Genomic DNA, 20,891 nt, shown 5'->3' on the forward strand with positions numbered 1-20,891 from the left:
CGGGCCCTTATGAGGCCAAAGGAGATTCTTCACGAGGAGGACACGGCGAACCGCCCAGGCGCCGTGAGCCTCACCGTCGGATGAGCACGTCGCTCAGCAGGAAGTCGAGCGAGTCCCCAGTCAACCAGCGCTCGCTCACGCCCGCGAAGTCTGGCTCCGCGTCGGCGTCAGCCTGGCGCCAGAGATCCTCCAGGCGGAAGCGCGCGGCGGTGCAGTAGACGTCCGCCAGTGCATCGGCGTGGGCCTGACCTCGTGAAGCCAGGGCCGCCGCGTGGGCTAGCGTGACGGACATGGTGAACAGCTCGTTGCAGAGCTGGTTCATCAGGATGAGCGTGCGCTGCCGGGCATGAAGGACACCCGCATCCGGGTATCGGCGCGACAGGTCCAGGCTTCGCTTCGCGAGCCGATGCACCTCACGAGCCGTGTGCTGGAGGTGCTCGCGATTGCGCGGGGACAGGTGCTCCTCCACGGGCAACGGGGCTGGGGGCGAGTCCAGCTCCGCCGTGTGCGCGGCCGACGGGTAGTAGAGGGAGAACAGGCCTTCCCGCGCGGCCTTGTGGTCCACGAGGAAGTCCACGCCGCCCGCGACCCGGAATGCCCGGGCATCGCGCAGGGTCCGCTCCAGCGGGACCGGTGTCGCGCCCCGAGCGGCCTTGCTCTCCGATGTCTCGTAGCCTTCCGCGGCGAGCAGCGACATCGTCCGGTCCGTGATCCGAGCGCACGTCAGCGACGCGATGTTCTTGGCCGCCACCTGTTCGAACCAGCGCAAGGGCAGCGTGTCCGCCGTCACACCGGTGAGGCTCCAGCGGGCCACGCTCTCCATGGCGAAGACCTCCGCCGCGGTGGCGGACACCTGACGCTGGATCTCATCGAAGTCGCCAAGCCTGCGCCCCTGCGCGAGGCGCCGGTGGAGGAAGTCGCGCGACCACTGGAGGCACTTCTTCGAGAGCGCCAGCGACGCGGCCACGATGATGTACATGCGGCCCAGGGCGCTGAGCGGCTCCAGCAGCGGCGTGTTCCGCCAGTGCTCCTGCGCCATCGCGAGCATCCGCTCCTTCGGCACGCGCACGTTCTCGAAGCCGAGTGCGGCGATGGGCAGCCCCCGCAGCCCCATCAGCTCGTGCTCGGCGCGGACGTGGAAGCCGGGGCTGGAGGCCTCCACGAAGAAGAGGCTGATCTGCTCGCGGCCGTCTTCCTGGAGCGTGGCGGTGACGTTCAGCAGGTCCGCGATGGACCCGTTCCCGATGAAGACCTTCTCCCCGTTGAGGACATACGCCGTCCCATCCTCCGTGGGCACGGCGGTGGTGGACGCGCGCCGCACGGAGGCGCCGATGGGCTCGGTGTCGGCCCAGCCGGAGATGACTCCATCGGCGACCCGGCCCCGGACGTAGTCCTTGAGGGGACCGTCCTGCACGGCTTCGATGATGGCGCCCGCGCCCAGGCCACTGTGGATGGCCAGCGTGTAGCCGACGGGCAGGCACACGCTCATCACGGCTTCGATGACACGGAAGGTGTTCAACATGGAGAGGCCCCGGCCTCCCAGCTCCCGCTCCACCTGGAGCTTGTAGTAGCCGCGCGAACGCAGGGCTTCGCGTAGCTCCGGTGGGATGCGTCCCGTGCGCTCGATCTCGTCCGGGTCCACGTGCGCCTGGAGGAACTGCTCGACCTCGGCGATGACTGCGTCGCCCTGCCGGCGTTCATCGGGGTCCTGTTCGGGGAACGCGCGGACGAGGTCCCAGCGGAGCTTCCCCGCGAAGAGCTGGCCCAGGAAGCCCTCGCGGCTGCGGGTGGCGGGGTGCAGTGGCTCGTGGCTCATGGGGTCGGGTTCCTTCTGGAGCGTGCTTCCGCGAAGAGGCGCAGGAGGGTGGACCTCGGCTCCGGATCCCGGAGGTAGAAGTGGCCACCGGGGAGCAGGTGGAGCGCGAAGGGGCCGGTGGCGTGGACATGCCACGGCTCCAGCTCCGCGCGGGTCAGATCGTCCTGGGTGCCGCCCGTGACGGTCATCGCGCAGGGGAGGGGCGCGCGGTCCTCGTGACGATGGGACTCCACGAGGAGCAGGTCCGCGCGCAGGCCCGGGAGGATGAGCTCGCGCAGCTCTTCGTCCTCGCGCAGCTCCTGGATCAGCTCGCCGTAGGTGGGCTCAAGAGCGGTGAGGAGTCCGTCCTCGTCCAGATGGCTCGGGGGGATGCCGCGCGGGGGGAGCTGTGGGGCTGGGGCCGAGGAGAGGAACAGCGTGTCGGGTGTCACCCGGCCCAGGTCGCGCAGGCGGCGCGCGGTCTCGAAGGCGACGAGCGCCCCCAGGCTGTGGCCGAAGAACGCGAAGGACGTTCCGAAGTCCACCGCGTGAACCAAGGCGTCCACCAGTTCGTGCAGTCGCGTGAACGGCGCTTCTTCCGCCCGAGCCCCCCGGCCAGGGAGCTGGATGCCCCAGACCTCAAGGTCCGGGAGCAGGTCCGCCCAGCGGACGTACTCGCCCACGGAGCCGCCGCTGTGCGGGAAGCAGAAGAGGCGCATGGAGGCATCCGGGCGCCGGATGCGGCACGCGAGCCAGGGAGAAGTCGCTGTCATACCGCGGAGGACTCCGCGATGACCAAGAGGCCGTCGCTGTGCGGGCTGCGGAAGAGGCGCATGGCTCCGGAAGAGGTCGAGGTCATGCCTGAGAAGACTCCGCGATGAAGCGGGTCAGCCTGGCCACGGTGGGCGCGCGGAAGATGGCCTTCACTTTGAGCGGTACGGCGACATGCGGACGCAGCCGAGCGATGAGCTGCGCCGCCATCAACGAGTCGCCTCCCAGCGCGAAGAAGTTGTCGTGGAGCCCCACCCGGGCCAGCCCCAGGACCGCCGCGAAGGCGGTAGCGATCCGGCGCCCGACTTCGTCCTCGGGCAACTCCGCCGCTTCGTGGCTCCCCATGGATTCAGCGTCGGCGCGCATGGGCACACCTGAAGGCGCCGCGTCCATGGCGATGGCGACCGTGGGATTCGTCACCATCGCGGTCGTGCCTGGCGCTTCGACGAGGTAGCGCTGCCGTTCGAACGGGTACGTGGGCAGCGGCACCCGGCGGCGGCGTGCGCCCCCGTGCAGGCCCTGCCAGGAGAGCGGGACGCCCGCGCTCCACAGACGTCCGGCGGCGGTGAGCGCGCTGATCGCGTCGGACGTGTTGTCCGCGGGATGGGGGAGGGTGGCCACCGTGAGGTGTGCCCCCGCTTGCGGGTGCTGACGTGCCAGCGTCGCCAGCGTTCGTCCGGGCCCGACCTCCAGGAAGATGCTGGCCGGGCCGGCGAACAACGTGTTCAGCGCGTCGCCAAAGCGCACGGTGTGGCGCAGGTGCGCGGCCCAGTACGCCGGGTCCACGGCCTCCTCCGCCGTCATGGCCACGCCGGTGCGATCGGAGATCCACGGGAGCCGCGGCGGACGCCGCTCGACGTGTTGGACGCAGGCCGTGAACGCGGCCAGCGACGGCTCGACGAGCGGTGAATGTCCCGCGCCTGGAATGCGCAGCAGCCTCGACTCCACACCGCGCGCCGCCAGCCCGGCCTGGAGCGCTTCGATCTCCGCCACCGGACCGGACACCGCGCACTGCGCGGGCCCGTTCACGGCCGCCAGCGCGAGGCCACCCTGAAGCAGGGGCACCAGCTCCGACTCGGGCAACGGCACGGCCAGCATCGCGCCCGAGGGCAGGCTCGCGAGGATGCGCGAGCGCTCCAGCACCAACCGCAGCGCGTCCTCCAGCCGGAAGACCTCTGCCACCGTGGCCGCCGCATAGGCCCCCAGGCTGTGTCCCACCACCGCGGCGGGCTGCACGCCCCAGCGCTTCCACAGCCGCGCCACCGCGTACTCGATGACGAAGACGGAGAGCTGGCCGGTGACGAACTCGCCCATCCGCGCGCTGGCCTGCTCCAGCGCGGCGGTGTCGGTGGGATCTGGATGGAGCACCGTCCCCAGGTCGAACCCGAGGAGCGGCGTCAGGTGCGCACGGCACGCGTCCACGGCTTCACGGAACGCCGGCTGCGAGCCGTACAGCTCCCGGCCCATGCCCACGTGCTGCCCACCGTGCCCGGGGAACATGAACACCACCTGACGCTCACCGGACTCCTGCCTGGATGAGTCCTCCTGTTCCGTCAGTGCACGCAGAGCATCGGCGGTGTCCTGGCCCACGGCGAACGCGCGGTGCCTGTGCGCGCCGCGTCCCACCTGGAGCGTCCAGGCGACGTCCCCCAGGTCCACCTCCGGATGCGTACGCAGGTGCCCGCCCAATCGGTCCACGGCACGGGTCAACGCCGCGGGGCCGTAGGCTGACAGCACCAGCAACTGCGGGGAGCGCGAACGCTCTGAGCCGGGCAGGGTGGGTGCCTCTTCCAGCACGGCGTGCGCGTTGGTGCCGCCAATGCCCAGCGAGCTGACACCCGCGCGTCGGGGACGACCGCCGGTGTCCCAGTCCCGCAGCGCCGTGTTCACGCGGAAGGGACCGTGCTCGAAGTCGATCTCCGGGTTGGGCTGTTGGAAGTTCAGGCTGGGCGGCAGCTTCCGGTGCTCCAGCGCGAGCACCGTCTTGATGAAGCCCGCCACGCCCGCCGCCGCATCCGTGTGGCCGATGTTCGTCTTCACCGACCCCAGCCAGCAGGGCGGCCCCTCACGAGCACCGAACGCCTTCGTCAGCGCGGCGACCTCGATGGGATCTCCCAGCCGCGTGCCGGTGCCATGCGCTTCGAGATAGCTGATGCTCGCGGGCTCCACCCCCGAGGCATGCAGGGCGGTCTCGATGACGCGGGACTGCCCCTCCACGCTCGGCGCGGTGAAGCCGATCTTCCCCGCGGCGTCGTTGTTGACGGCGGTGCCCCGGAGGACGGCACGGATGCAGTCCCCATCCTCCAACGCATCCGCGAGCCGCTTGAGCACCACGATGCCCGCGCCATTGCTGCCCACCGTGCCCTGCGCCCGAGCGTCGAACGCGCGGCAGCGGCCATCCGGGGACAGGGGCCCGCCCTCGCTGTAGTGACCGAACCGGGGCGGCACGTGCACGGATGCGCCGCCCGCGAGCGCGATGTCACAGTCGCCCGCGAGCAGCGCCTGCGCCGCCAGGTGGATGGCGACCAGGGACGTGGAGCACGCGGTCTGCACGGTGACAGCGGGCCCACGAAGCCCCAGCTTGTAGGCCACGCGGCTGGTGAGGAAGTCCACGCCCGTGGCCAGCCGGAGCTGCCAGTCACTGGCACCCGCCAGCAGGTCCCTCCGGGCACGCAGCGTGGACAGGTAGTCCGTCTCGCTCCCGCCCGCGAAGACGCCGATGGCGCCCCGGTATCGAGCCGGATCATACCCGGCGTCCTCCAGCGCCTCCCGCGCGCACTCCAGGAACACCCGGTGCTGCGGATCCAGCATCAGGGCTTCCTGCGGCGAGATGCCGAAGGCCGCCGCATCGAACATCTCTGCGTCCGCGACCAGACCGAAGGCGGGTACCGCCTCGCCGACAGCGCGATCGGTGGGAGGTTCGGCACAGGGCCGTCCGTCCGGACCGAAGAAGGTGATGGACTCGACGCCGCCGGCGAGGTTGGACCAGAACTCCGCCGCGTTGGCCGCACCGGGGAGCCGGCACGCCAGGCCCACCACCGCGAGGTGCGCCGAGCGATCCTCTTCCTCCATCAGGTCGAGGGACGCGCTCATTCCACGTCCTCCCGGGAGCGGTCCGACGTCAGCCGGCCCTGACGGCCCAGCAGGCGCGCACGTCCATTGCGCCGTTGCTCCTGGCGCTGTTCCTGCGCGGCCGCGGCCTCGCCTCCGTCGTCCCGGCCCTGGAGATGTCCCGCGAGCGCTCGGACGGTGGGGAACTCGAACAGCGTCACCATGGGCACGTCGTGGCCCATGCGCTGCTTCAGGAGGTGCTGCACCTGGGCCAGCAACAGCGAGTGGCCCCCGAGGTCGAAGAAGTTGTCCTCCGCGCCCACCCGCTCCAGGCGCAGCGTCTCGCACCAGATGCCAGCGATCCGCCGCTCCTGTTCGTTCGCGAGCGGGACCTGGGGCGCCTGGGTTCCGGGCGTGGGGTCTGGCAGCGCCCGCTCATCCACCTTGCCGCCGTGGGTGAGCGGCAGCGCCTTCAGCTCCACGTAGGCGGACGGGATCATGTACGCCGGCAGCTCGCGGGAGAGGTGCTCACGCAGCCGCGCCGGTGAGGGCACGGCCTGCCCGACACGAGGCACGAGGTAGCCGACCAACTGCGGTGCTCCCCCAGAAGGGCTCCACGCGCGAACGTGCGCCTCCGAGAGTCCCGGGTGCGTGCGCAGCCGCACGGCGACCTCCGCGGGCTCCACGCGGAAGCCACGGATCTTGAGCTGCGCGTCCATGCGGCCCAGGAACTCGAGCGTCCCATCCGGCCGGCACAGGACCCGGTCGCCCGTGCGGTACATGCGTGCGCCCGGCTGTGCCGAGTAAGGGTCGGGGACGAAGCTCGCGGCCGTGAGGTCCGCACGGTTCAGGTAGCCGCGCGCCACGCAGGCACCGCCGACGTACAGCTCTCCCGCGACACCTGGAGGGACCGGCTGCAGGTCCGCATCCAGGACATAGGCCGAGGCCCCGTCGATGGGCTGGCCAATGTCGGGCAGTTCTCCCGCGACACCCATGGGCACCGGCTGCGGCTTCGCATCCAGGACATGGACCTTTGCGCCATCAAGGGGCTGGCCGATAGCGGGCCGTGCTGTATCTGGACCCGCCGGCAGCACCTCGCCCGAGGTGGCCGTCACCGTGGTCTCGGTCGGGCCGTACTGGTTGAACAACCGCCACGGGAGTCCGAGCACCGGCCGCGCATGGAGCCGGTCTCCGCCCGCGAGCACCGTGCGCAGTTCACACGCGGCGGGCCATGGCAGGGCCAGCAGGCGTTCAGCGAGCGCGGTAGGCAGGTCCGTGAAGGTGATCCGTTCGGAGAGCAGCCAGGCCTGAAGCCGCTCCGGCGACAGGCGCACGTCCTGCCCCGGTACGTGCAACGTCGCGCCCGCGGTGAGCGCGGGCCAGACCTCCGCGACGGACGGATCGAACGCGGGCGAGTAGAGCAGCGTGGTTCGGCTGTTCGCATTCAACCCGAACGCGCGCCGATGCCAGCCAACGAGGTGGGCCAGCGCGCCATGCTCCACGACCACACCCTTGGGGACGCCTGTGGAGCCGGAGGTGTACATGACATAGGCCCACTGACCGGGCCGCACCTCCGGGGGCAGGCCACCCCGAGGCGTACCCGGGCCACGGAAGTCCTCGATGCGCATGCGCTCCAGCGTTGCGGGAAGCCGCTCCGCGAGGGGGCTGGTGGTGATCACCTGCCGGACACCGGCATCCGCGAGGATGAGCGCGATCCGTTCGACTGGGTGCTCGGGATCCAGCGGAAGGAAGGCGGCACCGGACAGCATCACGCCCAGCTCGGCCGTGACGAGGTCCGCACCGCGTGGCGTGCAGACGCCGACGACCGACTCCGCGCCCGCTCCGTGCTCGTGGAGATGCTCGGCGAGCAGCGTCGCGCGCCGGACCAACTCCGCGTAGGTGACAGTGCCTGCCTCGTCGCAGACGGCCACCGCGTCGGGAGTCCGCAGGGCCTGCTCCAGGACCTGCTGATGCACGGGGGCCTCCGCGCTGACGGAGGTCGCGGAGCCGTCGCCCAGGAGGACCTGCCGCTCCGCGTCCGAGAGCATCGGCAGGCGCGACACCGAGGTGCCGGGACTGGCCACCGCGGCCTCGAGCAATCGGAGGAAGTGCGCGGACATCCGCTCCATCGTCGAGCGGTCGAAGAGGTCCCGGTTGTACTCCCAGATGAGCGAGATGCGCGCGTCGCCGCGCTCCTTGTCCCCCAGGTGCCGGCCCGCGTGCGGAATGGCGACGACGTCCAGGTCCACCTTCGAGGATCCATTGCCGCGCTCGAAGATGGTGCACGAGGCCTCACCCAGCCGGGGACTTCGCACGGCGGAATCGTGGAAGCTGAACATGGCCTGCACGAGCGGGTTCCGGCTGGGGTCGCGCTTCACGCCCAGGGCTTCAATCAGCTTGAGGAACGGATACGTCTGGTGCTCCGCCGCTTCCACGGTGAGGTCCCGCACCTGGCGGACCAGCTCCCGGAACGACGGCGCGCCGGAGACGTCACACCGCAGGACGACGGCGTTGACGAACATGCCGATGACGTTCTCGATGTTCCGGACACCCGCCCGGGCCGCGAACGCCGAGCCGATGCACAGGTCCTGCTCCCCGGTGTAGCGATGCAGCAGCGTGGCGAAGGCGGCGAAGAGGGTGTTGAAGAGGGTGACGCCCTCTGACTGGCAGAACGCGCGCAGGGCGCCGGGCAGGGCGGGCGGCAGCTCCAACCGGAGCAGGTCGCCGTTGAAGGTCTGCACGCGGGGGCGCGGATGGTCGGTGCGCAGCGGAAGCACCTCGGGAGCACCGGCCAGCCGCTTCCGCCAGAAGTCGAGCTGGGCCTTCATGGCCGGGCCTTCGAGCGCCTCGCGCTGCCACGACGCGAAGTCGCGGTACTGCACCGGAAGCTCCGACAGCGGCGATGGCTCGCCCCGCAGATACGCGTTGTAGAGCGCGTCCAGCTCCCGCATCAGCACGGAGAAGGACACGCCATCGTGGACGACGTGGTGCTCCACGAGGACCAGCTCGTGATCATCCGGAGTCAGGCGGACGAGGGTCCAGCGCGCGAGCGGCGGCTCGAAGAGCGACAGCGGTCGGCGCAGCTCCTGGCGCAGGGCCTCTTCACGCCGGTGCTCGCGTTCATCCAAGGGCAGCGCGGACAGGTCGATCAGCGGGACCTGTACCGGCGTCACGGGAAGGACGCGCTGCCATGGCCGGCCGTCGACTTCTTCGTAGGTCGTGCGCAGCAGTTCGTGGCGCCGGGTGACTTCCGTCAACGCGCGTTCGAGCACCGCCAGGTCCAGACCGCCAAGCACACGGAGGGTCGTCTGCGCCTGGTAGGAGATGCTTCCGGGGGACAGCTTCTGGAGGAACCAGACCTGTTCCTGTTGCACGGACAGCGGTGCCCGAGCGGGGTCGGCGACGCGGACCACGGGCGGCAACGCGGCCTTCGCGGGGACAGCCCGGCGCGACTCCAGCACCGTCGCCAGCTGGGAGATGCGGCGGTGGGCGAAGAGCTCCGTCAGCGACAGCGGGAGGCCCATCACGTCCTCGACCCGAGCGGTGATCCGCGTGGCCAACAGGGAGTGTCCGCCCAGTTCGAAGAAGTCGTCCTCGACGCCGATTGCATCCAGGCGCAGCTCCTCCTGCCACACCCGCGCGAGCCCGTGCTCCAGCTCCGTGCGGGGCGCGACGTAGGCGCTGCTTCGGGTCGCGTGGGCTTCAGGCGTGGGGAGCGCCCGCACGTCGACCTTGCCGGTGGGGCCCAGGGGAAGGGCGTCCACGACGATGAAGGTCCGGGGCAGCATGGCTTCGGGGAGCCATGCCCGGAGGTGCTCGCGGAGCTGCTCCGTCCCGGGAACGGCCCGCGCGTCCTTCGGCGCGAACCAGGCCACGAAGGAGACGTCCTGGCCCTCGGCATCAGTGGTGCTCCGCGCCATGACGTGCGCGGCCCCGACGTGCGGATGGGTCAGCAGTGCGGCGGTGATCTCCGCGGGCTCGATGCGGATGCCGCGGACCTTCACCTGACGGTCGGAACGGCCGTGGAACTCCAGCGAGCCATCCGGCAACCGGCGGCCCAGGTCCCCCGTGCGATACAGCCGCTCACCGCCGAAGCGGGAGAACGGATCCGGAATGAAGCGGTCGGCGGTCAGGTCCGGAGTGCCCACGTAGCCGCGAGCCAACCCCGGTCCGCCGATGAACAGCTCTCCCGTCTCGCCCTCCGCCACGGGCCGCAGCTCTGGACCCAGGACGTGGACCTCCACGCCATCGATGGGCCGCCCGATGGAAGGCAGCCGTTCGTCGGGCGCCTCGTCGCTGGGAGGGACGACGCCGGACGTGCTGTAGATGGTGCACTCGGCGGGGCCGTAGCCGTTCACGAGCTGGAACGGCAGTCCAGGCCTGGGGCGCAGGTGCAGCCGGTCACCGCCGGTGAGCACCCAGCGCAGGGGGCAGGACTCGGGCCAGGGCAGGGGGAGGACGCGCTCGGCAAGGGGCGTGGGCAGGAAGACGCAGGTGATGTCCCGGGCCAGCAGCCAGTCCTGAAGCTTCTGGGGCGACAGGCGGGTCTCCTCGTCGGGAGGCAGCTCCAGGCGGGCGCCCGAGGCCAGCGACGGCAGGAGGGCCATGACCAACGCGTCGAAGCCCGGCGAGGCAACCACGCCGATGCGATCCGCTGGCGAGAGACCGAACGTGTCGCAGTGGTACTCGGTGAAGGCGGACAGGGCCCGGTGGCTGATCATCACGCCCTTGGGCAACCCGGTGGAGCCCGAGGTGTGGATCACGTACGCGAGATGATCCGGATGGACGGGGACGCCCGGGTTCACGTCCGGGAACGACTCCAGCGCAAGGGCCGCCGGAGTCAGGACCTGGATGCCGTCCGCCGCGAGCCGCTCCACGGCCGGTCCCGCGCCGATGACGAACCGGGCCCCCGCCGAGACGGACATGGAGCGCAGGCGTTCCGGAGGGGCGGCCGGGTCCAGCGGAAGCCAGGTGGCTCCGGCCTTGAGGACCCCGAGGACGGACGCCACCAGCTCCACGCTGCGAGGAAGGCACACGCCGACGAGGACGTCCGGTCCAGCGCCCCGAGCCATCAGCGCATGGGCCAGCCGGTTCGCGTGTGTGTTCAGCGCGGCATGGGTGAGGGAGCGGGCCCGGGAAGCGACGGCGAGCTGGGAGGAAAGTTCGTTCGCTCGTCGCTCGACGAGCTGGTGGACGGGGGGCAGCAAGAATCCTCCAACCGGCACCCGTCCGAACAAAATCAAGCGTTTAGCGGATTTGGGCCGTTTTCAGGATTTTACATGACCCAGTGACACACCGTGAGACAGGCCTGTCACAGGGCCAGCAGCAGCCCGACGGCGGCACCGCCCAGTACCAGCCAGGCCGAGTTGACCCGCCAGCGCAGGAGCAACAGCGCTCCAAGTCCGGCGAGGGCCACCGTCCATCCATCCACCAGGGCCGCGCGTCCCAGTTGCCACGTCACCACGGCCATGAGGGCCAGCGAGGCCGCGTTGACGCCGTCGAGCACCGCGCCCGCGGTCCGGGACCGGCGAAGCCTGGGAATCAGAGGGCCGCTGAGCGCCACGAAGACAAACGCGGGCAGGAAGATGCCCAGCGTGGCGAGCCCCGCGCCGGGCGTACCGCCCACCAGGTAGCCAATGAACGTCGCGGTGGTGAAGACAGGGCCCGGCGTGAACTGGCCCACGGCCACCGCGTCCAGGAGCTGGGCCTCGGTGAGCCAGCCCCAGCGTTCGACGAGGTCCGCCCGCAGGAAGGCCAGCAGGACGTAGCCACTGCCGAACAGGACGCTGCCGACCTTGAGGAAGAACAGGAAGAGGCCGCCCAGGCTGAACGGCGTGGCGGCCGTGGCCGCCATGGCGGTGACGCCGTTGAGGGCGAACGGCGTCAGGGTGAGCGCCGATCTGGACGCAGGGGACGCCCGGAGATGGCTCCAGGCCGCCAGGCAACCACCGGCCAGGGCCAGGATGAGCAGTTCGTTGGCGCCAAGGGCGCTTGCGACGGCCGCGCCGATGGCCACGGCGACCCGGGGACGCGTCGTCAGGGCCGTCTTGCCAAGGCTCCACAGGGCCTGGAGCACCACGGCCAGGATGACGGGTTTGACGCCATACAGGAGGGCGCCGGCTTGCGGCAGGGTGCCAAAGCGCACGTAGGCCCAGGCAGCCGCCAGCGTGAGGAGCATCGCCGGGACGATGAAGCACACGCCGGCCACCAGCAGCCCGGGCCAGCCAGCACGCCGATGGCCGAGGTGGATGGCCAGCTCGGTGGAGTTCGGGCCCGGGATGAGGTTGGTGGCGCCCAGCAGGTCAAGGAAGTCCTCACGGGGCAGCCACCGGCGCCGCCGCACGAGCTCGTCTTCCATCATCGCGATGTGCGCGGCAGGGCCCCCGAAGGCGGTCAGCCCCAGCCGGAGGAAGACCCATGCGACTTCGCCAAGCGAGCCCCGGGCGACGTCGTGGGAATGCGTTGAGTCCATGCGCCGCGGGAGCCTCGTGATGAACCGGAACCAACGGAATCGCGGCGGATGGTGCCACGGCGCAAGGGAGGGGATGAGCCCCAATGAACCCCACCCAGGACCCCAGAGACTTAGTTTACATAACGCTTCTTATCAGACGTTTCGACTGGGGGTTCCCCAAGGATTCCAGGCGCTTCCCCGGACCACCCCAGGCCTCCATGGACGTCCCCGCAACCCGCCCGGCGGACCTCCCGAGCACCGACTCCGCGCTGGCCCCCAGCGTCGACCGATACCGTCGACCAGCCACCTCCGGCCCACGGCCGCTGGAATTGGGTGCTTCCCGAGCCCGGTTCCGGAACGTACCTTGCCGGCCCATGCGCCTCTTCCGACGAACCGGACTCGCCGCGCTGTGCGGCCTCACCGCGGCCCTGCTGACGGGCTGTCCCGACAAGACGCCCCAGGGCCCCGTGGACGGCGGCGCCACCAGCGCCGCGACGACCCCGGATGCGGCTCCCGAGGCCGTCGTCTTCACGCTCCAGTACCAGTCGCCCGACGCCGGCATGGCGCTCATCCCCCTGGCCCTGGAAGAAAAGCCCCTCGTGGAGCCCACCTCCGACCTGGAGCTGCGCAGCACCCTGGGCCTCAAGAACTACCGGGTCCGGCTGATGGACGAAGCCGACCGGGCCATGGTCTCCGACGACTCCGTGTCCGAGGCCGACGACGGCCTCGTGTACCGCATCCACCTGCCGCAGCCGCTCAAGACCGGCTACTCGTACACCCTGGTCGTGGACGCCCAGACGGGCTCGGCGTTCCAGGACTCGCGCGGCCGCGACGTGGACGACCTCCGGGCCTCGTTCCAGATCATCGGCGACAAGGAAAAGGCCAAGCCGCCTCCGCCGCCCCCCGCCAAGGGCGGCAAGAAGAAGCACAAGTAGCCGTCATTCCTGGGCTTCGGACTGCCCCGGCGCCTGATCCGGCAGCGGTTCGGGCGTGGCCGGCGCCGGGGTCGGCAGGTTCAGCGCCGTGCGGAGCTCCCGCAGCTTCGCCTGGATGAGCCGCATGTTCCCCGGGCCCATCCGCAGCAGGTGCTTCTGGGCCTTGCTCAGCCCCTCCAGCTCCGGCGACGCGTAGACATACAGCGCGCCCTTGGGCATCACCTCCACCGGCCCCTTCGGCACCGGCACCGCCAGCAGATGCTGGATGGCCCGGCCGAAGGCCGTCTCGAAGCCCTGATCCGGCGGCGCGATCTCCCGGTACGCCTGGTCGATGAGCGGCTTCAGCTCCCGGTACACCATCGCCGCGCCGGACGCGTCCAGCGAGCCCAGCACCCGGGCCACCAGGTCGTAGCGCGCGTAGCTCAGCGGCGCGATCTCCGAGCGCCCGTCCGCCCCGGCCGCGCCCACCTGGAACGCCCCCACGGGCGCCATGAACAACAGCGAGGCCCGGGGGCTCTCGCCGTCGGCGATGTTGCTCACGGACGCGGTGAACCGGCGCGCCAGGTCGCGCTCCTGGAGCCACCGCGCCAGCTCCGGATCCACCGACAGCTTGCCCACCAGGTCGCGGATCCGCCCGTCGCTCTCCGGCAACGACACCTCCGGGGGTGCCTCCGCCATGCCCGCGTCCACCACCGGGGGCGCCGTCACCACGGGCGGCTGCTCGCTCTGGCGCCTCAGGCCGAAGTACGAGGCCGCCACGCCCACGACCATCAGCGCGATCAGGATGCCCAGCACCTTGCCCCGCGACGGCGCCTTGGGCGGCTCGGCCTCCGGCGGCGGTGGGACTCCTCCAGGGCCTGGGTTCACGAAGTTCGGATCACTCATGGTGCCGGACCTTACAGACAGGCCTCCGAGCCATTCCACGCGGGCGTGAACAAACCGCGCCGCCGGTGTTCACCGCGCGGAGAGGACCTCGTCCGGCAGGCGCCAGAGCTGGCCGTCCTCGGACGACAGGATGAAGCCGCCGGGCAGCAGGTGCACGGACGTGACGGTCTCCGTGGGCAGCGGCAACTCCCACGCGCACACGGGCCGCAGCGAGTCGGGGTCCAGTTGAAGCAGGTACCACTCCCCCGCCTCCAACAGGTCCTCCACCGCCACCAGCACCGCCCCCGCCGTCACCAGGCCTGTGTACCCCGTGGCCAGCGTGCCCTGTTCCGGCAGCAGGAACTCCGCAGCCATCCGGGCCTCCGGATACGTCCAGCGCCGCACCCAGGTGCCGCCCACGCCGATGAAGCCCGAGCCGTCCGGCAGGAAGCCCGCCGGATAGAACGGCGCATCCACCGACGCGACCGCCGCGCCGCGCTCGAGCCCCGCCGCGCCACGCTCCACGAACGTGAGCCACGTGCCCTCCTGGCCCTGGCTCACCGCCACGCCCATCACCGGCAGGCTCGGGTGCGGCATCCATTCGTACAGCCCGTCCAGGTCGTCCTCGCCCACGGGCGGCATGGCGAGCTCGAGCCCGGCCTCCGTCCCCGCGACGTCTGATAACGTTTGGGCATCCAGGACGTGCACGGACGCCCGCCCGTCCCGCGCGCCGCTCGTCCACAGGCCCTGGCCGGTGACGTCGAACCCCAGCGCCTGCGTGGGCCGCGTCCAGGCCCGCGCGGGCGTCTCCACCGGACCGCCGTCCGGAGACTGGCCCACCATTTCAATCCGGCCCGGTCCCAGCACCGCCGCGCCCCGCAGCGATGGATGCAGCGCCACCAACTGCGCCGTCCGGGGCAGTTCCAGCGCATGCCCGGGCGGCCAGGCCTCCGTCGCCCCGAGCACGGCCAGGCGCCGCGTGCCCACGGCCAGGCCCACCGCTTCGGCCGTGGGCGTCAGCACGAAGCCGTCGCCCGCCCACTCCGCGTCCGTCAGCGGCAGGGCCGTGAGCCGGGTGAGCGCCACGCGGCGGCTGGGAATGCCCCAGAGGGTGCCGGGCCGCGGCCGGCCGACCCAGGGCACGACCTGGCCGCTCAGGAATCCTGCTCCATGGCCCGCACGCGCGCGAGCGTGTCCAGGTCGCGTTCGGTGGGGCCCAGCTCCAAGAGCAGCCGGCTCACGTCGTAGAGCAGGTCCCCGCGCTCGAAGACCTTCAGCCGGGGGACGTCCAGGTTCAGGTCGTCCGCGCCCTTGTTGTACGCGAGGTCCATCAGCGACCGGAGCTGGAACGAGTCGTAGAGGTTGTACTCCACCAGGTAGCGCAGGGCCTCCACGTCGCCGCGCCGCAGGTACGCGCGCCACAGCAGCACCGCGTCGTAGCCGTTGACGCCCTTCAGGTGCGGCGGCCGGCCCACGCCCAGCTTGTCTTCAATCTCCTTCAGCCCGCCGCCCATCCCCAGCCGCCGCGTGACGAAGCGCAGGTCGATGTGCGCCTCCGGCACCGGGAAGTTCTTCGCGCCGAAGTACTCCTTCAGCACCGGCACGTCGAAGCACGAGCCGTTGAACGTCACCCACAGCCGCCGCGTCGCCATCGCCTCCGGCAGCGCGTCCATGTTCCGGCCCTGGATGAAGACGTGCAGCCCCGCGGCGTCGAACAGGCTCACCACGGTGGGCACCTGCGTCTGGCTGCCGTCCGTCTCGATGTCGAAGTAGACGGCGTCGTCCTGGAACTCCGGGAACAGGCGCCAGTGCTCGCGCGGCGGCACCAGGCGGGCCAGCTCCTTCAGGTCCTTGCGGGCCAGGGCCTCGCGCGCCTCCGCGATGCGCTGGCGGGCCACCGTGTCCGCCTTGCGGCTGATGACGATGCCGCCGTCCGGGAAGTCATCCCAGGTCCGGATGCCCTTGGACCACAGGTCCTTCTCGCGCCACGGCCCCACGCCGGGGATGTGCTGGAACGTGTGCAGCAGCATCAATCGAGCGCACCCAGCCTTCCCGCCAAGAGGTCGTCCAGGAGCGGCACGTCCGCCTCGCAGAACGGCAGCGCCTGCATCTCCGAGGGCGTGTGGAACGCCAGCTGGTGCGCGCCCAGGGGCTTCGGCTCGCCGGACACCAGCGTGGCCCCGTACAGCACCAGCTCCACCGTGAGGTCCGGGTACGTGTGCCGGCCCTCCCACAGGCGGCGGCCCACGGACAGCTCCACGTCCAGCTCCTCGCGGCACTCGCGCGCGAGGGCGGCTTCGTCCGTCTCGCCCGCCTCCACCTTGCCGCCGGGGAACTCCCAGAGGAGCGCGCGGCTGCCGCCGGGGAGGCGCTGCTGGACCAGGTACCGCGGCCCGCCGTCTTCCGGGCCGGGCCGGGGAATCAGCGCGGCCACGACCCGCACCGTCCGGGGCACGGCGCGCGTCACCCGCGCGGCCCCTTCTTCACGTCGTTCATGTCCAGCGAGTACAGGTACGCGTTGTTGGACAGCACGTACACCCGCGAGCCCACGACGAACGGCGGCGCGGAGATGCCCGTGCCCGGGTTCCACGACAGGCGCGTCTTGCCCGTCGTCGGGTCCACGAACAGCAGCGCACGCTCGTTGGGCACCAGGAGCATTCCCCGGGCCAACACCGGAGCCAGCGCCGTCCTATCCTTGAGGGGGAGCGACCAGATGAGCTTCCCCGTCTCCCCCAGGTAGGCGTCCACGCGGCCGTCGCCCGTGGCGAACACGACCTCGCCCCGGGACAGGAGCGACGTCAGGCCGCCCACGCTGGTGTTCCAGATGACGGCGCCGGTGTCCGCCTCCAGGGCGTACAGGCCGTTCTTGTAAGACGCGACGTAGAGCCGCCCCGCCGAGTCGATGGCCGGCGTGGTGTCCACGTCCAGGAACTCCGTCCCCGCGCCCGACAGGGACTTTTCCCAGACGACGCCGCCGTCCTCCAGCTTGAGGGCGACGAGGAAGCCGTCGGAGAAGCCGACGTACGCGGTGCCCTGGTCCACCCTCGGCGCGGAGGCGCCGCGGATGGTGAAGCCGGACGGCGGGTCGCGGCGGTACTGCCACACCCACGTGCCGTCCGTCGCCTTCACCGCGAACACCGTGTCGGTGTCCGTGGCCACCAGCACCAGGCCGTCCGCGAGCACCGGCACCGTGGCCAGCGACTCGTTGGTGGCGTACTTCCACTTCACCGCGCCGGTGCGGCCGTCGAGCGCGTACAGCACGCCGTCGCCACCCGGCATGTAGAGGACGCCCTCGCTGGCGATGCCGCCCGCGAGCGCCCGGGCCCCCGTGCGCAAGGACCAGGCCACCTGCCCGTCCGGCCCCACCGCGCGGATGTAGCCGTCACGCGTCTGGACGACGACGTTCCGGCTCTCCGGGTCGTACACCGGGGAGGCGGGCTCGCGCGGCGAGTATTCCAGCAGCGGGACCTTGTCGACCAGGCCCTTCCACCAGTCCACCTGGAAGTAATCCACCGGCGGCTGGCGGGGCGCCGCGGGCAGCTCCGGGTTGCCATACAGCGGCGCCCGGGCACACCCGGCCAGGAGCCCCACCCCGGCCACCATTCCCACCCACCGCTTCCACCGAGCGAGCCGCATGGTCATGAGCGCGCTACGGCTGCCCCGCGTCCGTGGCCGTGGCGGCCGGCGGCGCCGGCGTGGGCACCTTCACGCCCTCCGCGGCCAGCACCGCCATGCGCTCGGTGGCCTGACGGGCCGCGGCGCTGTTCGGGTGGTCCGTCGGGATCTTCGACAGCACCTGCGCGGCTTCGTCCTTCTTGCCCTGGAGGATCAGCATGCGCGCCTTGTGGTACGCGCCCATGCCGACGAGGTACTCGCCGGTGTCCGCCTTCTCCATCTCCTCGAAGGCGGTGATGGCCTTGGCGTAGTCGCCCTTGGCCTCGTAGGCGTAGCCCTGGCCTTCCAGGGCGCTCGCGCGCAGGGCGTCGTTCTCCGGGGCGCCCTTGAGGAAGGCGTCCAGGGACGCCAGGGCGTCGTCGTTCTTGCCCAGCCGGAACTCGGCCTTCCCCTGTGCCAGGGCGGCCGTCGTCGCCGAGCGCGTGCCCTCGTGCTCCTTGCGGAAGGCCGACAGCTGCTTCACGACCTCCTCGTCACGGGCCTGCACCGTCGCGAACGGGGGCTCCGTGGCCGTGGGGTCCGCCGGGTCCACGCCCGTCACGGGGCGGTCCAGGACGGTGAGGGCCTGGCCCAGGGCCATGGCGGCCGTCTCCTCGCCGCGCTTGGACACTTCGCTGACGATGGCGAAACCCACCGCGCCCAGCACCAGCACGCCCGCGCCGATGGCGAGGAACTTCTGGCGCTGCATCAACCAGTCGCGCGCGTCCGCCCCCACCTTCTGGAAGGCGTCCGGCTGGCGAAGCTCCTGCTGGCGAATCTTCTCGGTCTTCTGCTGGGCCACGATGAAGGGACCTCTCTCCGGCTCGACGGTGCTCTTCGCTCTGCTGGGAAAGCGGCGCACTGTAAAGAGCGCCCGCTGGGAGTGTCAACGCGTGAGCGCGGTCAGTCGCGCCCCGCGCGCTTCCCGCCCTTGCCACCCTTGCCCGCCAGGTGCGGCTTCTTGCGCGCCTCGCGCTTGGCCTTGCCTGGCCGCTCGCGGAAGAGCAGGCGGATGGGGACCCGCAAGTCGAACGTCTTGCGGATCTGGTTGGTGATGTACCGCTTGTACATGTCCGGCACGCCCTGCGGCTCGTTGCACGTGAGGGCGAACGTCGGCGGGGCCGCCGCCACCTGGGCGATGTAGTACAGGCGCAGCGGCTTGCTCTTCACGATGGGCGCCGGGTTGTTGTCCACCATGTAGTCCAGCAGCTTGTTGAGCTGCGGGGTGGGCGCCCGGAAGCGGAACTGCTTGGCCAGCTCCACCGCCACGTCCACCACCTTCTCCACCTTGGAGCCGTGCAGGGCGGACGTGAAGATGACCGGCGCGTAGCCCACGAACTTCAGGGCGATCTTGAGGTCCTCGCGGAAGGCCTCCTGGCGGCGCTTGTCCTCCGCGATGAGGTCCCACTTGTTCACCACGATGACCAGCGCGCGGCCCCGGTCCATGGACAGGCCCGCGAGCTTCGCGTCCTGATCCACCGCCGGCTCCGTGGCGTCCATCAGCAGCACCGCCACGTCGCTGCGCTCCAGGACCTTCAGCGCCGCGATGACGGAGTACTGCTCCACCTGGTGCGCGATGGTCTTCTTGCGCCGGATGCCCGCGGTGTCCGTGAGGATGAGCTGGTTGCCCTTGTACGTGACTTCCGAGTCGATGGGGTCGCGCGTGGTGCCGGCGACCTCGCTGGTGACGACGCGCTTCTCCTTGAGGATGGCGTTGACCAGGGTGCTCTTGCCCACGTTGGGCCGGCCGATGATGGCCACGCGGATCTTCCCGTCGTCCGGCGGCGCCTCGGCGTCCTCGCCCTCCACCTTCTCCGGGAGCTTGGACACCACGGAGTCCATCAGGCTGCCCATGCCCAGGTTGTGCTCGGCGGACATGGCGTTCACGTCGCCCAGGCCCAGGCGGAAGAACTCGCCGGCCAGCGACTGCATCTGCCCGGTCTCGTTGTCCAGCTTGTTGGCCGCCACGACGACGGGCTTGCCCGACTTGCGCAGGTAGTTGGCGACGGCCTCGTCCGCGGTCGTCATCCCCGCGCGGGCATCCACCACGAAGATGATGACGTCGCACTCCTCCACCGCGAACTGCGCCTGCTCGCGCACCTGCTTGAGCAGCGTGTCCTTCTCACCGGGGACGAAGCCGCCCGTGTCGATGAGGGTGAAGGCGCGGCCCTCCCACTCCGCGTCGGCGTAGTGCCGGTCGCGGGTGACGCCCGGCTCGTCCTCCACGAGCGCGATACGCCGGCCCACCAGGCGGTTGAACAGCGTGCTCTTGCCCACGTTGGGGCGACCGACAATGGCGACCAGCGGCTTCATGGAGTCTCTTTCGACAGCGACGACGACTTCAGCGGCAACGACGTCAGCGGCAACGGCTTCTGCGGCGACATCACTCGTAACCCAGCTTCCTCAGGCCCGCGGCGCGTTCGCTCCAGCGGGCCTCCACTCGCACGCGCAGGTCCAGGTACACGTGCGCGCCCAGCAGGCGCTGCACCGACTTGCGCGCGTCCGTGCCAATGAGCTTCAGCATCTGCCCCTGCTTGCCAATCAGGATGGCCTTCTGGCTGTCGCGCTCCACGTAGATGGACGCCGCGATGCGGATGAGGCCGCCCAGCTGGCCGGGGGGCGTGCCCGGGCGCGGCTCGCGCTCGGATTCGTCAAACACGTCCACCAGCACCGCGGTGGAGTACGGGATCTCCTGGCGGCAGTGCCGAAGCACCTGCTCGCGGATGTACTCCGCCACCAGCACGCGCTCCTGCTGGTCCGTGAGCATGTCCTCCGCGAAGAGGGGCTCGCCCTCCGGCAGGTGGCCCAGCACGACCTGGAACAGGTGCTCCACGCCGTCCTTCTCCCGTGCGGAGATGGGCACCACCTCCGCGAAGGGGAACTCCTGGCCGTAGAGGGCGATGAGCGGCAGCAGCTTCGACTTGGGGATGGAGTCGATCTTGTTGATGACCAGGAAGGTGGGCTTGCCCACCTTCTCCAGCCGCTCGAGGATGGAGCGGTTGCCCGGCGTCACGTCCAGCGTCTCGCCCTGGGGCGGCTCGATGAGGAAGAGGACCAGGTCCACCTCCTCGGCCGCGGAGAGGGCGGCCTCCACCATGTAGCGGTTGAGCTCTCCCTTGGCCTGGTGGATGCCGGGCGTGTCGAGGAACGCCACCTGCCCTTCCGGACGCGTCACCACGCCCAGGATGCGGTTGCGGGTGGTCTGCGGCTTGGGCGAGACGATGGCGATCTTCTCGCCGGTGAGCGCGTTGAGCAGCGTGCTCTTGCCCACATTGGGCCGGCCGATGAGCGCGGCGAAGCCAGCGCGAGGGGTCTTCTTCTGGGACTGAGAGGCCATACTTCCGGAGATGATCAGTGGGCCTTCCGACGA

Annotated in this window: 14 protein-coding genes; 1 reads left to right on the top strand and 13 read right to left on the bottom strand. The window is 70.8% G+C overall.

The features are described 5' to 3' along the window. Positions 1–70: 70 nt before the first annotated feature. From AABA78_RS16570 to chrA, 5 genes are all read right to left on the bottom strand, one after another. Entirely contained in the window at positions 71–1,816 is a 1,746-nt protein-coding gene (locus tag AABA78_RS16570; protein WP_338264030.1) for an acyl-CoA dehydrogenase family protein, read from the bottom strand. Then, positions 1,813–2,568, bottom strand: a complete 756-nt coding sequence (locus AABA78_RS16575) for a thioesterase II family protein (protein WP_338264031.1) — start codon at positions 2,566–2,568, stop codon at positions 1,813–1,815. Before AABA78_RS16575 ends, AABA78_RS16570 begins: the two co-directional genes overlap by 4 nt. A gap of 82 nt (positions 2,569–2,650) precedes the next feature. Then, the gene (locus AABA78_RS16580; RefSeq protein WP_338264032.1) at positions 2,651–5,659 is read right to left on the bottom strand and encodes a type I polyketide synthase; all 3,009 of its coding nucleotides are present in this window, start codon (positions 5,657–5,659) and stop codon (positions 2,651–2,653) included. Further along, entirely contained in the window at positions 5,656–10,824 is a 5,169-nt protein-coding gene (locus AABA78_RS16585; protein ID WP_338264033.1) for a non-ribosomal peptide synthetase, read from the bottom strand. The genes AABA78_RS16580 and AABA78_RS16585 overlap by 4 nt, the downstream gene beginning before the upstream one ends. Positions 10,825–10,928: 104 nt before the next feature. Then, the gene (chrA, locus tag AABA78_RS16590; RefSeq protein WP_338264034.1) at positions 10,929–12,089 is read right to left on the bottom strand and encodes a chromate efflux transporter; all 1,161 of its coding nucleotides are present in this window, start codon (positions 12,087–12,089) and stop codon (positions 10,929–10,931) included. 353 nt (positions 12,090–12,442) lie between these two features. Between chrA and AABA78_RS16595 the strand changes: the two genes are divergently transcribed. Further along, on the top strand, positions 12,443–13,003 hold the full coding sequence (locus tag AABA78_RS16595) for a hypothetical protein (protein ID WP_338264035.1): 561 nt from the start codon (positions 12,443–12,445) through the stop codon (positions 13,001–13,003). Positions 13,004–13,006: 3 nt separating this feature from the next. Here AABA78_RS16595 and AABA78_RS16600 read toward each other — a convergent pair whose 3' ends face one another. The 8 genes from AABA78_RS16600 to era form a co-directional block, all read right to left on the bottom strand. Further along, the gene (locus AABA78_RS16600; RefSeq protein WP_338264036.1) at positions 13,007–13,888 is read right to left on the bottom strand and encodes a DUF3014 domain-containing protein; all 882 of its coding nucleotides are present in this window, start codon (positions 13,886–13,888) and stop codon (positions 13,007–13,009) included. Positions 13,889–13,957: 69 nt separating this feature from the next. Continuing rightward, positions 13,958–15,010 (bottom strand): hypothetical protein, encoded by a 1,053-nt coding sequence (locus AABA78_RS16605; RefSeq protein WP_338264037.1) that lies wholly within the window; start codon positions 15,008–15,010, stop codon positions 13,958–13,960. A gap of 11 nt (positions 15,011–15,021) precedes the next feature. Next, entirely contained in the window at positions 15,022–15,897 is an 876-nt protein-coding gene (locus AABA78_RS16610; RefSeq protein ID WP_171416592.1) for a ribonuclease H-like domain-containing protein, read from the bottom strand. Further along, positions 15,897–16,334 carry an NUDIX domain-containing protein gene (locus AABA78_RS16615; protein ID WP_171416590.1) on the bottom strand — a complete coding sequence of 146 codons (438 nt, stop codon included), beginning with the start codon at positions 16,332–16,334 and terminating at the stop codon, positions 15,897–15,899. Before AABA78_RS16615 ends, AABA78_RS16610 begins: the two co-directional genes overlap by 1 nt. Further along, a complete protein-coding gene (locus AABA78_RS16620; RefSeq protein ID WP_338264297.1) occupies positions 16,331–17,470 on the bottom strand; it encodes an outer membrane protein assembly factor BamB family protein in 1,140 nt (379 codons plus the stop codon). The genes AABA78_RS16615 and AABA78_RS16620 overlap by 4 nt, the downstream gene beginning before the upstream one ends. A gap of 46 nt (positions 17,471–17,516) precedes the next feature. Continuing rightward, entirely contained in the window at positions 17,517–18,323 is an 807-nt protein-coding gene (locus tag AABA78_RS16625; RefSeq protein ID WP_338264038.1) for a tetratricopeptide repeat protein, read from the bottom strand. Between the two features lie 101 nt (positions 18,324–18,424). Continuing rightward, a complete protein-coding gene (gene der, locus AABA78_RS16630; protein ID WP_120530303.1) occupies positions 18,425–19,834 on the bottom strand; it encodes a ribosome biogenesis GTPase Der in 1,410 nt (469 codons plus the stop codon). A 70-nt stretch (positions 19,835–19,904) separates the two neighbouring features. Beyond that, positions 19,905–20,858, bottom strand: a complete 954-nt coding sequence (gene era, locus AABA78_RS16635; protein WP_171416582.1) for a GTPase Era — start codon at positions 20,856–20,858, stop codon at positions 19,905–19,907. Between the last annotated feature and the right edge of the window lie 33 nt (positions 20,859–20,891).

Source organism: Corallococcus caeni, assembly GCF_036245865.1.
Classification (GTDB): Bacteria; Myxococcota; Myxococcia; order Myxococcales; family Myxococcaceae; genus Corallococcus; species Corallococcus caeni.